13 protein-coding genes and 1 pseudogene are annotated in these 14,756 nt (G+C 71.5%); 5 read left to right on the top strand and 9 right to left on the bottom strand.

Annotated features, from left to right (window positions below; all coding sequences use genetic code 11):
• Nucleotides 1-177 precede the first annotated feature (177 nt).
• Nucleotides 178-1,812 carry an acyl-CoA dehydrogenase family protein gene (locus OG866_RS09640; RefSeq protein WP_329333330.1) on the bottom strand — a complete coding sequence of 545 codons (1,635 nt, stop codon included), beginning with the start codon at nucleotides 1,810-1,812 and terminating at the stop codon, nucleotides 178-180.
• A gap of 94 nt (nucleotides 1,813-1,906) precedes the next feature.
• Complete coding sequence (locus OG866_RS09635) at nucleotides 1,907-3,217, bottom strand: amino acid adenylation domain-containing protein (protein ID WP_329333328.1); 1,311 nt, start codon at nucleotides 3,215-3,217, stop codon at nucleotides 1,907-1,909.
• 270 nt (nucleotides 3,218-3,487) lie between these two features.
• Between OG866_RS09635 and OG866_RS09630 the strand changes: the two genes are divergently transcribed.
• Nucleotides 3,488-4,648 carry a YihY/virulence factor BrkB family protein gene (locus OG866_RS09630; protein WP_329333326.1) on the top strand — a complete coding sequence of 387 codons (1,161 nt, stop codon included), beginning with the start codon at nucleotides 3,488-3,490 and terminating at the stop codon, nucleotides 4,646-4,648.
• 3 nt (nucleotides 4,649-4,651) lie between these two features.
• Here the strand turns inward: OG866_RS09630 and OG866_RS09625 are convergent, their stop codons facing one another.
• A complete protein-coding gene (locus OG866_RS09625; protein WP_329333324.1) occupies nucleotides 4,652-5,479 on the bottom strand; it encodes an NmrA family NAD(P)-binding protein in 828 nt (275 codons plus the stop codon).
• A gap of 81 nt (nucleotides 5,480-5,560) precedes the next feature.
• On the opposite strand from OG866_RS09625, the pseudogene OG866_RS09620 reads away from it, so the two are divergent.
• Together OG866_RS09620 and OG866_RS09615 are read left to right on the top strand one after the other, a co-directional pair.
• A pseudogene (locus tag OG866_RS09620) lies at nucleotides 5,561-6,523 on the top strand (AraC family transcriptional regulator); the annotation flags it as partial.
• A gap of 141 nt (nucleotides 6,524-6,664) precedes the next feature.
• A complete protein-coding gene (locus OG866_RS09615; protein ID WP_329333320.1) occupies nucleotides 6,665-7,351 on the top strand; it encodes a helix-turn-helix domain-containing protein in 687 nt (228 codons plus the stop codon).
• Here the strand turns inward: OG866_RS09615 and OG866_RS09610 are convergent.
• Complete coding sequence (locus OG866_RS09610; protein WP_329333317.1) at nucleotides 7,334-7,738, bottom strand: VOC family protein; 405 nt, start codon at nucleotides 7,736-7,738, stop codon at nucleotides 7,334-7,336. The genes OG866_RS09615 and OG866_RS09610 overlap by 18 nt on opposite strands.
• A 112-nt stretch (nucleotides 7,739-7,850) precedes the next feature.
• On the opposite strand from OG866_RS09610, the gene OG866_RS09605 reads away from it, so the two are divergent.
• Entirely contained in the window at nucleotides 7,851-8,432 is a 582-nt protein-coding gene (locus OG866_RS09605) for an O-methyltransferase (RefSeq protein ID WP_329333315.1), read from the top strand.
• A 288-nt stretch (nucleotides 8,433-8,720) separates the two neighbouring features.
• Here OG866_RS09605 and OG866_RS09600 read toward each other — a convergent pair whose 3' ends face one another.
• A complete protein-coding gene (locus OG866_RS09600) occupies nucleotides 8,721-9,353 on the bottom strand; it encodes a VOC family protein (protein ID WP_329333313.1) in 633 nt (210 codons plus the stop codon).
• A gap of 117 nt (nucleotides 9,354-9,470) precedes the next feature.
• Between OG866_RS09600 and OG866_RS09595 the strand changes: the two genes are divergently transcribed.
• On the top strand, nucleotides 9,471-10,118 hold the full coding sequence (locus OG866_RS09595) for a ThuA domain-containing protein (RefSeq protein ID WP_329333312.1): 648 nt from the start codon (nucleotides 9,471-9,473) through the stop codon (nucleotides 10,116-10,118).
• On the opposite strand, the gene OG866_RS09590 is transcribed toward OG866_RS09595, so the two are convergent.
• From OG866_RS09590 to OG866_RS09575, 4 genes are all read right to left on the bottom strand, one after another.
• The gene (locus OG866_RS09590) at nucleotides 10,115-11,182 is read right to left on the bottom strand and encodes a LacI family DNA-binding transcriptional regulator (RefSeq protein WP_329333311.1); all 1,068 of its coding nucleotides are present in this window, start codon (nucleotides 11,180-11,182) and stop codon (nucleotides 10,115-10,117) included. The genes OG866_RS09595 and OG866_RS09590 overlap by 4 nt on opposite strands.
• 179 nt (nucleotides 11,183-11,361) lie before the next feature.
• A complete protein-coding gene (locus tag OG866_RS09585; protein WP_329333310.1) occupies nucleotides 11,362-12,954 on the bottom strand; it encodes a glycoside hydrolase family 43 protein in 1,593 nt (530 codons plus the stop codon).
• Nucleotides 12,951-13,862, bottom strand: a complete 912-nt coding sequence (locus OG866_RS09580; RefSeq protein WP_329333308.1) for a carbohydrate ABC transporter permease — start codon at nucleotides 13,860-13,862, stop codon at nucleotides 12,951-12,953. The genes OG866_RS09585 and OG866_RS09580 overlap by 4 nt, the downstream gene beginning before the upstream one ends.
• Nucleotides 13,862-14,746, bottom strand: coding sequence for a carbohydrate ABC transporter permease (locus tag OG866_RS09575; protein WP_329333307.1), 885 nt, complete (start codon nucleotides 14,744-14,746; stop codon nucleotides 13,862-13,864). The genes OG866_RS09580 and OG866_RS09575 overlap by 1 nt, the downstream gene beginning before the upstream one ends.
• Between the last annotated feature and the right edge of the window lie 10 nt (nucleotides 14,747-14,756).

Below are 14,756 nucleotides of genomic sequence, written 5' to 3'. Positions count from 1 at the left end.
CGGCGTTCGCGGCCTCGAACGGGCCAAGGCGGGGTGGTGCCGTGTCGGCGCAGCACCACCCCTGCCGTCCGGCGGCTTTTCGCCATCTGGGGTGCCTCTTGAGGTGCGTCGGCGTGCGCGGGTCTCGTTGTGGCCGGTCGCGCAGTTCCCCGCGCCCCCGGGTACGTCGGCCCTGGGTCAGTTGAGAGGCCGGGCCCGGTTCACCACTGACGTCAGGTCCAGTGTCGACGGCAAGGTTCCGAAGGTTGCGCCGGCGTCCTGGCCCAGCCTGGAAGCGCAGAACGCGTCCGCCACCTCCGGTGGTGCGAAACGGACCAACAGGGAGCCCTGGAGTACCAGGGCCAGCCTCTCCGTCAGGCGCCTCGCCCTCGCCTCGATGCCGTCCAGGTCCGCCAGGTCCGTCAGCAGGTTCTTGATCGCCGCGTCCAGGCGGTGGTCGGCACCTCGGGCCTTGCCCACCTCCTGGAGGTAGGCGTTGAAGGCCATCGGCTCGCGTTGCAGGGCGCGCAGGACGTCCAGGGCCTGGACGTTGCCCGCGCCCTCCCAGATGGAGTTCAGCGGGGACTCGCGGACCAGGCGGGGCAGGCCTGAGTCCTCCACGTAGCCGTTGCCGCCCAGGCACTCGGCGGCCTCCACGACCAGCGGGGCGCAGCGTTTCGTCACCCAGTACTTGGCGGCCGGGACCGCGATCCGCAGGAACGCCCGCTCCTGTTCACCACCGTCGTCGTAGGCGGCGGCCAGCCGGAGCGCGAGCGTGGTCGCCGCCTCCGACTCCACCGCGAGGTCGGCCAGCACAGCGCGCATCAGTGGCTTGTCGACCAGCTTTCCGCCGAACGCCTCCCGGTGCGTGCAGTGGTGGATCGCCTGGGCCACCGCCTGCCGCATCAGGCCCGCCGAACCGAGGACACAGTCGAGCCGGGTCGCCGTGACCATCTCGATGATGGTCCGTACCCCGCGCCCCTCCTCGCCGACCCGGCGTGCCCACGTCCCGTCGAACTCCACCTCCGCCGAGGCGTTGGAGCGGTTGCCCAGCTTGTCCTTGAGCCGCTGGATGCGGAACGTGTTGCGGGTGCCGTCCTCCAGGACGCGGGGGAGGAGGAAGCACGTGAGGCCCTCCGGGGCCTGGGCCAGGACCAGGAAGCCGTCGGACATGGGCGCCGAGCAGAACCACTTGTGCCCGGTCAGCGCGTACGCTCCCTCGTCCGCGAGCGGCGTCGCGGACGTCGTGTTCGCCCGTACGTCGCTGCCGCCCTGCTTCTCCGTCATGGCCATCCCGAACAGGGCGCCGGCCTTCCGGTGCGCGGGGCGCGGTTCACGGTCGTAGATCATCGACGTGAGCCGGGGTTCCCACTCCTGCGCCAATGCGGGCTCCGTGCGGAGGGCGGGTACGGCCGCGTGCGTCATCGACAGCGGGCAGAGGTTGCCTGCGTCGACCTGCGTCCACACCAGGAACGCGGCCGCGCGGCGCACATGGCCGGCCGGGCGGTTCCAGGCGGCGGTGAGGCCGGCGGAGACGCCCTTGCCGAGGAGGCGGTGCCAGGCGGGGTGGAAGTCGACCTCGTCGGCGCGGTGGCCGTAGCGGTCGTGGGTCCTGAGACGGGGCGGGTTCTCGTTCGCCTGCACGCCCCATTCCTGGACCTGGGCGGAGCCGGAGGTGCGCCCGAGGGCCGCGAGTTCGTCCACGACCTCGTCGCGGCACTCCGGTGTCACATGCCGTTCCACGGCCGCGACCAGGGCTCTGTCCGTGGTGAAGACGTCGTGGCCGGTCAAGGGCGGGGGCTGGTTGGTCACCTTGTGCGTGCTGCCTGCCATGGTGCGAACTTAATACAGCCCCGGGCGCGTGGAGAGCGGTGTCAGGGCGGTTCCTCCCAGGCCGTGCGGCCGGCCGGGACCCCGGGCGGCCGGGTCATCGCGCAGTCCCGAGGAGTTCCAGCTTCCCGTCGGGCAGCCGGCGTCCCCGGTCGCCGCCGCGGTACAGCCGCTCGCCCGGCCGGTACGGGTCCTCGGTGAACGCCGCTCGCGTCCGCTCGGGGTCGTTGACATAGCCGCGGCCCACACAGACGCCCGAGAACACGAGCTCGCCCGGAGCGCCGAGCGGCACGGGCGCCAGCCGCTCGTCGACGACGTACACCCGTACGTTGGCGATCGGCCGCCCGAGCGGTACCCAGTGGCCGGCCGGTACGTCGTACAGGATCTCGTGATGGGTGTCGCCCGAAGTCTCCGGCAGGCCGAAGGAGTTGACCAACGGGACGGACGGCAGGGCCGCGAACCAGCGCCGTACCAGGTCCGTCCGCAGGGGCTCGCCGCTCACCATCACCCGGCGCAGGTGCGGGAGTTCACGGGGGCGCCGCGCCAACTCGGTGAGCATCGACTCCAGATACGACGGACTCACCTGCATCACGGAGACCCGCCCGTGCTCGATCGTGTCCACGAACCGCGGCACGTCCCGGACCGTCTCCGGTCCGACCAGCAGCGTCTGTCCACCCGCCAGGAGGGGGGACATCAGCTGCCAGAGGGAGCCGGCGCGGCACGGGGGCGCGGTCTGCGCGACCACGTCGGCGGCGCCGAGGCCCAGGTCGTCGACCTTGGCGAGGACGTGGTTGGCGAAGCCGGCGTGCTCACCCACCGTGCCCTTGGACTCGCCGCTGGAGCCGGACGTGAAGTGAAGGGCGGCCGGCCGGCCGGCGGCCACCGGGACGCCCAGGTCGGTGTCCGCGTGGTCCTCGGCGTAGGCGGCGGCCACGGAGTCCGGGCCGAGGAGGAGGCTGTAGTCCGCGCGGTTGAGCATCATCCGCACCTGCCCCACCGGAAGATGCGGCCCGATCGGCAGACACGCCCCGCCCGCCTTGAGGATGCCGAGGACAGCGGCCGGCCAGTCGAGGTTCCGATCCAGGAGCACGGCGACCACCCCCTCGGGCCGCAGCCCGTGGGCCAGCAGCGCCCGCCCGATGCGGTTGGCCCGGGAGTTGATCTCGCCGTACGTCCGCTGCCCGTCCGCCGAGACCACGGCCACGGCATCCGGGTGCCGGGCCGCCCGCTCCTCGAACAGCTCGTGCACCCGCCGGTCGGGCAGCTCCCGGTACGGGCCCGCCAACTCGGCCGGCCGGTGTCGGAGTTGGGCCTCGGACCGCCGGCTGTGCCGGACCGGGGCGGCCGGCACCTCGTACTCCGCGGTGCCGGGCCCGGGGTCGCGGGTCCCGCTGGGGATCGTGCTCATGGCCTCACCTCTCCACTTCGGGTGGGCAGGGGGGGGAGGCTGGCCCAGGCAACGTATGCGATCCCGAACGATTCCGGGGATTCATGACTCATTCAAGGCAATTTCGGGCATTGGCGATTTCCGGGCGCCGCCGAATTCCCGAACAGGCTGTTCACATGTGTGACCGAATCAATCGGCCATCGCGGACATGACAGCAAAATGGCCCGAATCGTCCCGGGCGCGGCCCCGTGGGGGATGAGTGCCGCCTCGTACGGCGGATACCTTTAGGTCGTGCAGCCAGCAAGTGAATCCCCCCAGCGGCCCCCCTCCGGCCGTCTCCACCGGGCGCGTGCCCTCTACCGGAACGTCTCCAAGCGCAGGACCGCCTGGCTGCTGCTCAAGGACACCGTCAATTCCTGCATGGAGTACCGCATCCTCGGCCTCGCCGCCGAGGCCGCCTTCTTCACCCTCCTGTCCGTGCCGCCGCTGCTGCTCAGCATGATCGGCCTGCTCGGCTACGTCGACGACTGGACCGGCACCGACTCCATCAGCAGCCTGGAGGCCAACCTCCTGGAGGCCTCCCGCACCATCCTGTCCGACAAGGGCGTCCGGCAGATCGCCCAGCCGATCCTCGACGACGTCATGAAGGGCGGCCGCCCCGACGTCATCTCCATAGGCTTCCTCTTCGCCCTGTGGTCCGGCTCCCGCGCGGTGAACGTCTTCATCGACACCATCACCGTCATGTACGGCCTCGACGGCGTCCGCGGCATCGTCAAGACCCGCGTGGTGGCGTTCCTGCTCTTCCTCGCCGCCCTGGTCATCGGCTCGATCGCACTGCCCCTGATGGTCGCGGGCCCCGACGCCGTCGTCCGGATCGTGCCGTGGTCGGAGACGGTCGTCCAGGTCCTGTACTGGCCCGTGGTGATCGTGCTGTCCATCGCCTTCCTGACCACGCTCTACCACGTCTCGGTCCCCGTCCGGTCCCCCTGGATCGAGGACGTCCCCGGCTCCCTCGTCGCCCTCGCCATGTGGGTGCTGGGCAGCTTCCTGCTGCGCATCTACCTCACCAACACCATCGAGGGCGCCTCGATCTACGGCTCGCTCGCCGCCGCCGTCGCGGTCATGCTCTGGATCGGCGTCTCCGCCTTCGCCGTCCTCGTCGGCGCCGCCGTCAACGCCGCCATCGACCGCGTCTGGCCGGCCGCCGCCACGGCCGCGGCCCGCGCCGCGAACGAGCGGATCCGGGAGGCGCAGGTCGCCGAGTACGTCGCCCGCGCCGCCGCCCACCGGGAGATCGCCCCCGACGACCCCGACGACCCGGACGACCCGGACATGCCGTCCGAGTTCCCGGAGCGCTGGTCGCGCTTCCTCCCGCCGGAGGACGTGACGTCGAGACTGCGCACCCATGTGAAGAGCCCGCATCCCCCGCACAAGTCGAACGACGGCTCCTAGCCGCTACGTCCAGGCCGCCGTGGACTCGCGGACGAACTCCGCGAAGTCCCGGGGCTCCCGTCCCAGCACCTGACGTACGCCGTCCGTCACCCGCGCGTTCCGCCCGTCGAGCAGCCCCTCGAACACCTCCACCAGGAACTCCGCCTCCTCCGCGGGCACCCCGAACCTGGTGAGCGCCTCCCCGTAGGCGCGCGGGGGAACCGGCGTGTACGTCAGCTTCTTCCCGGTCGCCTCGGAGATCTCCCCGACCGCCTCCCGGAACGACAGCAACCGCGGCCCGGTCACCTCCACGGTCCGCCCCGTGTACCGCTCCCCGGACGACAGCACCGCCGCCACCACGTCCGCGATGTCCCGCACATCGATGAACGGCTCCCGCACCTCACCCGCCGGGAACGTCAGCCCGCCGTGCCGCACCTCCTCCACCAGCGGACCCTCGCTGAAGTTCTGCGAGAACCACGACGCCTGTACGAGGGTCCAGTCCGCCCCCGACGTCTTGAGCGCCTCCTCGGTCGCCCGCGCCTGCTCCTCACCCCGCGCGGACAGCAGCACCAGCCGCCGCACCCCGAGCCCCACGGCCTCCCGGGCGAGCGCCCCCACCCCCTCGGTCGCCGCCGGGGCGCCCACGTCGGAGGGGTACACGAGGTACGCGGCGTCCGCGTCCCGCAGGGTTTCCGCCCAGGTCGTCGGGTCCTCCCAGTCGAAGCCCCGCGCCCGGGACGCGGCCCGCACCTCGAACCCGGCCGCCCGCACCGACTCCGCCACCCGGCTGCCCGTACGACCCGAGGCGCCGGTCACCACCACCGTCATGTTCCGCTGCGTGTTCTCCGTCATGCCCCCGAGTCAACGCCCACGCACCCCAAGACCCCATCGCTGAACGGCTCATTCCCATGCGCGGGCGTCTACGCTGACGCCATGGACGCTCTCGCAGGCCTTCTCGAAGGGCCCCGCGCGCGGGGCGCCTTCATGATCCGGGCGTGCTTCGATCCGCCCTGGAGCGTGCGCGTCGAGGACCGCGCCCCGCTCACCGTCATGCTCATGGTCCGCGGCGAGGCATGGATCATGCCGGACGCGGGCGAGCGAAGCGAGATGGGAGTCCCGGCCGAAGGCTGGGGGAGCGTACGACTGCGCGCCGGCGACCTCGCCATCGCCCGCGGCCCCGACCCCTACACCTGCGCCGACGACCCTGGCACCGAGCCGCAGGCACTGATACTGCCGGGCGGGGAGTGCCGCTACCCCGACGGGCGCTCCCTCAACGGCGTCATGGACCTCGGCGTACGGACGTGGGGCGACCGGGTCGACGGGTCGGCCGTGATGCTGATCGGCACATATCTGTGGCAGGGCGAGGTCAGCGGGCGCCTGCTGGACGCGCTGCCGCCACTGCTGACGCTCACCCCCGAGGTGTGGGACTGCCCGCTCACGCCGCTCCTCATGGAGGAGATCGTCCGCGACGAACCCGGACAGGAAGTGGTCCTCGACCGCCTCCTCGACCTGCTCGTCATCGCCGCCCTGCGCGCCTGGTTCGCCCGCCCCGAGGGGGAGGCACCCGGCTGGTACCGGGCGCTCGCCGACCCGGTGGTGGGCCGGGTGCTGCGGCTCGTCCAGGACGATCCCGCACATCCGTGGACGGTGGCGTCGCTCGCGGCGAAGGCGGGGGTTTCCCGGGCGGCGCTGGGGCGACGGTTCACCGAGCTGGTGGGGGAGCCGCCGATGACATATCTGACGGGGTGGCGGCTGGCGCTCGCGGCGGACCGGCTGCGGGAGGGGGACGCGACGTTGGAGGCGATCGCCCGGGAGGTGGGGTACGGGAGTGCGTTCGCCCTGTCGAGTGCGTTCAAGAGGGTGTACGGGGTGAGTCCTCAGGAGCATCGGGGGAGGGGGGGTGTAGGGGTCGCTGGCGGGTGCGGGTGCGGGTGCGGGTGCGGGTGCGGGTGTGTGGGGGCTGGTCGCGCCCACGCGGCGGAGCCGCGGATCGACACAGCCCCGCGCCCCTAGGGGGTGACCCGTAGCCTTGTTCGTATGTACGCGGAGAGAGCTGGGCGGCTTCCCGGGTCCGTTGTGTGGACCAGCACCCCGCCCCTGTTCCAGCCCGGCCGTGTCCTTCCCGACGGGTGCATGGATCTGCTCTGGCACGACGGGCGGTTGCTTGTTGCCGGGCCCGATACGCGCGCGTTCGTCACCGGGGGTGAGCGGAGTGGTTGGGCCGGTATTCGGTTCTTTCCCGGCACCGCGCCCACGTTCCTCGGGGTCCCCGCCCGCGAAGTGCTTGACCGGCGGGTCGAACTTGCCGATCTCTGGTCCGCCGGCCGGGTCCGCCGGCTCACCGCACGCGTGAACGCCGCCGCCGATCCTGCGCGCGGGCTCGAAGAGGTGGCGCTCGGTCTCGCGGCCGATGCCGGCGCCCCCGATCCCTTGCTCGGGGAGGTCGTGGACGCCCTCGACGCGGGGCGCACCGTCGCCGCCACCGCCGACCGGCTGGAGCTCGGCGCCCGCCAACTGCACCGGCGGTGCCTCGGTGCGTTCGGGTACGGGCCCAAGACGCTGGGCCGGGTGCTGCGGCTCCAGCGGGCGCTGCGGCTCGCTCGGCGCGGGATGCCGTACGCAGAGACGGCGGCCTGTGCCGGGTACGCCGATCAGGCCCATCTCGCCCGGGACGTAAGGGAGTTGGCGGGGCTGCCGCTCGGTGAGCTACTGGGCCGTCGGTAGCGGGGCGAACAGGTCGACGCCGTTGCCGTCCGGGTCGTGCAGGGTCGCGTACCGCTGGCCCCAGAAGGCGTCCCAGGGCTTGAGCTCGCCATGGTGACCGGCGTCGACCATCTCCGCGTACACCGTGTCCACCTCGGCGGGGCTGTCGCAGCGCAGGGCGAGGCCGGTGCGGCTGCCGCCCCCGGTCGGTGGCCGCCAGTCCGCGTGGAAGGAGCGGACGGTCGCCTCGGTGTCCAGCAACAGGCGCAGACCGCCCGGGAGTTGGGCCTCTACATGCGGCTCGTCCGCCGCGTTCTCGGGGAAGGTGAGACCGAGCCTGCGGTAGAAGGCGACCGAGGCGGCCATGTCGGAGACTACGAGGCCGATGGCGTCGAATCGTGGAGTCATGCGGCCACCGTAGGCAGGTCCTGCGCCCGTGGTCTTGAAGGAATCGGACACCGCTCGGGGGAGCCGCAAATCTTCGTTGCCCGCGCCCCCGTACCCCTCCCATCATGGGCCGATGGACGACACTCCCCGCCACCTGCCCGCCGCCCTGGCCGCCCTCCGCGCCCGCGCCCGTGACGCGGGCTTCACCATGTCCTGCGAGGAGCGCACGGGAAGCCTCCTCGCCGTGCTCGCGGCGAGCCGCCCCGGTGGCCGCATCCTCGAACTCGGCACCGGGGTGGGGGAGGGCACCGCCTGGCTGCTGAGCGGGATGGACCCGGACGCCCGGCTGGTCAGCGTCGAACTCGACGCCGGGTACCAGGCCGTCGCCCAGGCCGAGTTGGGGGACGATCCGCGTGTCACCTTCGTCGGCGGCGACGGCGGGACATGGCTGGAGGGCTACGACGGCGCGCCCTTCGACCTCGTCTTCGCGGACACCTGGCCGGGCAAGTTCACCCACCTGGACCGGGCTCTGGAACTCGTCGCCCCCGGCGGCACCTATCTGATCGACGACCTCGACCCGCAGCCCGGCTGGCCCGAGGGTCACGCGGCCTCCGTGGTACGGCTGTTGGCCGATCTGGAGGCACGCGAGGAGTTCCGTACCGTGCGGCTGGACTGGGCGAGCGGGCTGTTGATGGCGGTGCGTGCGGTCGTGTGAGGCCGACCGACCGGGCGGCCCGGTCAGGTGAAGGTGATCGGCCGCGGTCGGGTGAAGGTGACCCGTCGCCCCCGGCGGCACCTATCTGATCGACGACCTCGACCCGCAGCCCGGCTGGCCCGAGGGTCACGCGGCCTCCGTCGTACGGCTGTTGGCCGATCTGGAGGCACGCGAGGAGTTCCGTACCGTGCGGCTGGACTGGGCGAGCGGGCTGTTGATGGCGGTGCGTGCGGTCGTGTGAGGCCGACCGACCGGGCGGCCCGGTCAGGTGAAGGTGACCGGCCCCGGTCAGGTGAAGGTGACCGGGCCCCGTGGCGTGTCCACCGTGAAGGTCAGCCCCAACGGGCCCTCGGTGACCGGGAGTTCGGTGTCGAGGGCCGCGAGCAGGTGGCGGATCTCGTCGGGGTCGGGGGCCGTCGCCGAGAGCGCGAGCAGGGGAGTGGCGGGCAGGCCGGAGGCGGACGGGTGGCGTGCGGTGCCCCAGTCGATGAGGAACGGCACCAGGCCGGAGGGGTGTTGGGTGTCGCCGTCCGTCAGCCGCCACTCCAGCAGGGTGCCGTCAGGGGTACGGCGGCTCATGGGGTGGATGTCGCCGGGGTCATAGCCCCGGGTCCGGGCGGTCGCCACCGCCGCGTCCAGGTCGGGCGGGCTGATCGCCCAGGTCACCGTGCGCGGCACGCTCAGCGCGTCCACGCTGAAGGGGCGCGGCCCCTCGGGCGCCGGCTGCTCGGGATCGGGGCCGATGATCTCCAGATAGCCCGAACCGCCGAGCGCCACCAGGAAGTTGCGGGTACCGAGCCCGACATGCACCCCGCCGGGCGCCGGGGCCACCCCGGTGCGCCGGGTGAAGTCGGCGACCGTCGCCATGAGATCGGGGGTCGCCAGAACCAGGTGGTCCAGTCGTGCAGGAATTGTGTTCATCCCCGCCGAGGCTACGCAACGCCGCGCGAGCAGGGGAACACCTGTGCGGTCACCCCGAAAATTTCGCAGCTCCTGGCGCCCTGGGACACCGCCCCACCCTCACCTAGGCTTGATCACATGGCTCCCCGGCTCCTCCTCTACACCCGCACCACCGACTACCGGCACGACTCCATCCCGGCCGGCATCGCCGCCGTACGCGCCCTCGGCGACTTCGCGGTGGACGCGACCGAGGACCCCGCCGCCCTGGAAACGCCCCTGGACGGGTACGCCGCCGTCGTCTTCCTCTCCACCAGCGGCGAGGTCCTCACCGCCCCCGGCCGCGCGCGCCTCGCCGCCTATCTGGAGTCGGGCGGCGGCTTCGTCGGCATCCACGCGGCGGCCTGCACCGAGTACGACTGGCCCTACTACGGCGAGATGCTGGGCGCCCGGTTCGACCGTCACCCCGCCCACCAGCCCGGCAAGGTGCTGATCGAGGACCGTACCCACCCCGCCACCCGGCAGCTGCCCGCCGTCTGGGAGTTCACCGACGAGTGGTACGACTTCCGCACCAACCCGCGTGACGCGGTACGGGTGTTGGCGTCCGCCGACGAGTCCTCGTACGACGGCGGCGGCATGGGCGCCGACCACCCGCTGGTGTGGTGCCGCGAGCAGGGCGCGGGCCGGGTCTTCTACACGGCCCTCGGCCACGCCCCCGAGGCCTACGAGGACCCGGACTTCCGCGCCCATCTGCTGGGCGGCATCACCTGGGCGGCCGGGCTCGACTAGCCGCCGCTCCCCGCGTTCCCCTGGTCGCGCGGGCGCCCCGTGCTCGTGCGTTCCACCAGGCGCGTCGACAGCTCCGTGCGCGTGCCCTCGGGGCGTTTGCCGTCCATCATGCGGACCAGGAGCCGCAGGGCCGTCGCCGACATCTCCGACAGGGGCTGGCGGATCGTGGTCAGGGCCGGGGCGAGCCAGCGGGACTCGGGGAGGTCGTCGAAGCCGACGACGCTCATGTCGTCCGGCACCCGCAGACCCCGGGCGGCGAGCGCCTCGTAGACCCCGAGCGCCATCCGGTCCGAGCAGACGAAGACGGCCGTCGGCGGCTCCGGCAGGTCGAGGAGCTCCAGCATGCGGTGGCGGGCCTCGGCCTCGTCGAAACCGGCGTACCGCACATACTCGGGGCGCTGGCGGACCCCGGCGGTGGCGAGTGCCGAGCGGTAGCCGGCCATCCGGGCGGTGCTGCACATCCTGCGCCGGTGTCCGGCGACGATCGCGATCCGCTCATGGCCGAGCGCCAGCAGATGCTCGGTCGCGGTCACCCCGCCCTGCCAGTTCGCCGCACCCACCGACACCACGCCCGGCGGCGGTTCGAGCACCGGGTCGATCATCACGAACGGGATGCGGTGCTGCTCCAGCCACGCGTACTGCGACGGTGTCAGCTCCGCCAGGTTGAACAACACCCCCGAGGAGCCACGGGCGATGAGCTTGTCCAGCCAGCCCCGCTCCGGGCGGTCGCCCCGGCTGCGGGTGAGCCCCGCCGAGACGACCACCTCAAGACCCGCGTCGTGGGCCGCCTCCTCCACCCCGTGCAGCACCGCACCCGACCAGGAGGTCTCCAGCGAGTGCACGACGAGGTCGACCAGGCCCGGCGGCTTCGCCGCGTCGAACCGGGGCCGGCGGACGTATCCCAGCCGGTCCAGGGCCTCCGTGACCCGGCGCCGTGTCTCGGGCGCGACGTCCTCACGACCGTTGACGACCTTGGAGGCGGTGGGCACGGACACCCCCGCCTCCCGGGCCACGACCGCGAGGGTCGGCCCGGCCGCCACGCTCGTACCTCCCGTACGGACCATCGGGAACCACCTCTCCGGCCCGCCCGAGGGCCCTGGAAAGTTTCGACCAGCGCGGAAAACAGTAAGCGCTTCCTACCCTAAGTTGACCCCGCGGAGTCCGAAAGAGGTCGGGCTGAGGTCAGAGTTGGCCAGTGCCGGCATCCCTGTGTGATCCGTGACTTTCGAAAGACCGAACGCGCTTACTGTCCGTGGCAGCTGAGCCGGAACCCGCCGAAGTCGGCCGTGAACGCCCCGTGCACCAGGTCCACCGCATGGATGCCGGCCATCGCGCCGGTGAAGCGCAGTCTCGATCCGTGGTCGTCGGAGAGCTTGGTGAAGTCGAGCGGCGGTCCGATCCGTGTCCGCTCCGTCTCCGTGACGTACCAGAAGCGCGCGGCCCCGTCCTCGACGCTCACCCCCAGCGTGATGGGCCGGTCGGCGTCGACCTCGGCCAGGGCCACCTGCCGGATGCCGTCCTCGTCCCGCTCCACGAGGCTGAGCACCGTACGCCCCGCCCCTCGCCACTGCTGCCCACGCTGCCCCTCACCCTCGGGCTCGGCCCAGGTCAGGTCCAGCGCCAGGTAGGCCTCGGTGTTGTACCAGAGGACCAGCCCCGCCGCCTCGGTGAAGCTGCGCGGCCGGGCCTCGACGGTGACCTCGGCCTCCGCGCGGTGCTCGGTGATCCGCCGGCCGAGCAGACTGTGCGCCCAACGGGACTCCGGACCGTGCCGCCCACGCAGCCGGATCCACCCCGGCCGGGCCTCGGCGTCCGCCCACGACGGGTCGACGGCCTCGCGCAGAGCACTCCACGGCCAGCCCAAGCTCCCTTCGACAGGCTCGCCTTGGACGACATGTTCTTTTGTCGGTACGTCGACCTCGACCGCCGGATGATGCCCGCCGTGCCGCAGCCTGGGCCATCCGTCCTCGTCCCATACGACCGCCTGGACGGCCGTCTCCCGCCCCAGCGGGCAGCGCGGTCCGGCGGGCGTGCGCAGCGGACGCGCCGCCAGATGACTGAGGAACCACTCGCCGTCCGGCGTCTCCACCAGCTCGGCGTGCCCGGCCTTCTGTAGCGGCACGGCCGGGTCGTCGCGCGTCGTCAGCAGGGGCCGGCCGTCGAGTTCGTACGGCCCGGTCAGGGCGCGGCTGCGGGCGACGAGCACCCCGTGCTCGAAACCGGTGCCGCCCTCCGCGAGGACGAGGTAGTACCAGTCCCCGCGCTTCAGCAGCTTCGGCCCCTCCACGAGCCGCTCGTGCTGGAGCAGCAGCCGCGTCTCACCCACCGGGACCAGCGTCTCGCGGTCCAGCTCGGTCAGCACGATCCCGGCGAACCGCCGCCCGCCCGGCCGATGGTCGCTCTGCATGTTCAGCAGCCACAGCCGGCCGTCCTCGCCATGGAAGAGCGCCGGGTCGAAGCCATGGCTCGCGACCCGGCGGGGAGCGGTCCAGGGCCCGTCCGCCGCCGGCGCCGTACTCACATAGGTGTCCAGATCGAAGTACGGCGTCCCGACCGAACGCACCACCGAGTACACGACCCAGAACCGCTCGCCGTCCCAGCTCAGCGAGGGCGCCCAGACGCCACCGGAGTCGGGCACCCCGGCGAGCGAGCCGCCCGGGACCGCGCCCCGGACGTGCCCGGCGTACTCCCAGTGCGCGAGATCGCGGGAACGGTGGATCGGCAAGGTCGGGAACCACTCGAAGGAACTGGTCGCCACGTAGTGCCAGTCACCGACTCGTACCAGCGAGGGATCGGGGGCGAACCCCCGGATGACCGGGTTGCGCAGCACGGTCACTTCAGGGCCCCCAGGGTCACGCCGGACCGCCAGTAGCGGCGCATCGCGACCATCATGATCGCCATCGGCACGATGGACAGCAGCGCGCCGGTCAGCACCAGACTCGTCAGGTCGACGCCGGACTCCAGGCGTTTGCCGGACCAGTTGTACAGGCCCAGGTTCAGGGTCCAGTTCTCCTCGCCGCGCAGCACGGTCAGCGGCAGGAAGAAGGCGTTCCAGGTGTTGACGAAGGCCAGCAGGAACACGGTCGCCCCGCCGGTCGTCATCATCCGCAGCACGATGCTGAAGAAGATCCGCAGCTCGCCGGCGCCGTCGATCCGGGCCGCCTCCAGCAGCTCGTACGGGATGGTCGCCTCGGTGTAGACCTTCGCCAGATAGACGCTGAACGGATTGATCAGACAGGGGATGAGCATCGCCCAGGGCGTGTCGACCAGCCCGATCTCCGAGAACAGCAGATACAGCGGCAGCGTGAGCAGCGCGATCGGGATCAGGAACGACCCGACCACGCACGCGAACACCAGATTCCGGCCCGGGAACTGGAACCGGGCCAGCCCGTACCCCGTCGCCAGCGCCAGCAGCGTCCCGCCCAGCGAGCCGACCCCCGCGTACAGAAGGGAGTTGGCGGTCCAGCGCAGGAAGATGCCGTCGTTGTACGTGAACAGCTGACGCAGGTTGTCCCACAGATGCCAACCATCCGAGAACCACAGCCCGTTGCTCTGATAGAGCCCGGTACGGTCCTTGGTCGAGGCGACGATCAGCCACCACACCGGGAACAGGCTGTACATGCTCGCGAGCGCCAGCCCGACCAGCAGGAACCGCTGCCCGCCCCGTGAACGAGCGGCGGGATCGGGCCGGTTGAGCCGGCGCACCTTGCCGGTCGTCGCAGCGCGCTCTTCGGTCATGGTCATCAGTCGACCTCCCTCGAAGTGAGCCGGTAGAAGAGGAAGGAGCCGACACCGAGGATCAGTGCGAGCAGCACCGACAGGGTCGCGGCGTAGTGGTAATTGCCGGCGTTGAACGCCTGGTTGTAGATGATCATGATCGGGGTGAAGCTGTCGTCGACGGTCTGCGGAGTGATGTTCCGGAACAGCGCCGGCTCGTTGAAGATCTGTAGCATCTGGATGATCGACAGCATGCCGGTCAGCACCAACGCGCCCCGCACGAACGGCACCTTGATACTGCGCGCGATCCGCCACTCCGAGGCGCCGTCCAGCCGCGCCGCCTCGAAGAGCTCACGCGGCACGCCTTGCAGCGCGGAGTAGATGATCACCATGTTGTAGCCGATGCCGTGCCAGGTCAGCAGGTTGCCGATGGACGGCCACACCATGGACGGCGAGAAGAAGTTCCAGTGGAACCCGAAGAAGTCACCGAGCGGCGTCAACGGACCGACGTCCGGGCTGTACAGGTTGATCCACACGAGCGCGGCGACCACACCCGGGATCATGTACGGCACCAGCAGCAGAATCCGGAACCGGCCGGCGACCTTGGCGGTGACCGCGTCCAGGAGCAGTGCCAGCACCAGGCTGATGAGCAGCATCACGGGAATCTGCACGCAGGCGAAGAGCACCACCCGCAGCACGGACCCCATGAACGCCGAATCGGTCAGCCCCTCCTTGTAGTTGTCGAGACCGACGAACTTCTCGGTGGCGCCGCCGAGCCCCAGCCCCGACTGCTGCTCGTGATAGAGCGACTGATAGACGGCGTACCCGATGGGGAGCAGATACAGAAACACGAAGCCGAGCTGGAAGGGCACCGTGAACGCGGCACCCTTCCAGCGCTGTGAGCGAATCATGGATCGGTGC

The organism is Streptomyces sp. NBC_00663 (genome assembly GCF_036226885.1).
Lineage (GTDB): Bacteria > Actinomycetota > Actinomycetes > Streptomycetales > Streptomycetaceae > Streptomyces.
Note: the sequence above shows the minus strand (reverse complement) of the source record. Positions and strands in the feature narration are given on the sequence as shown.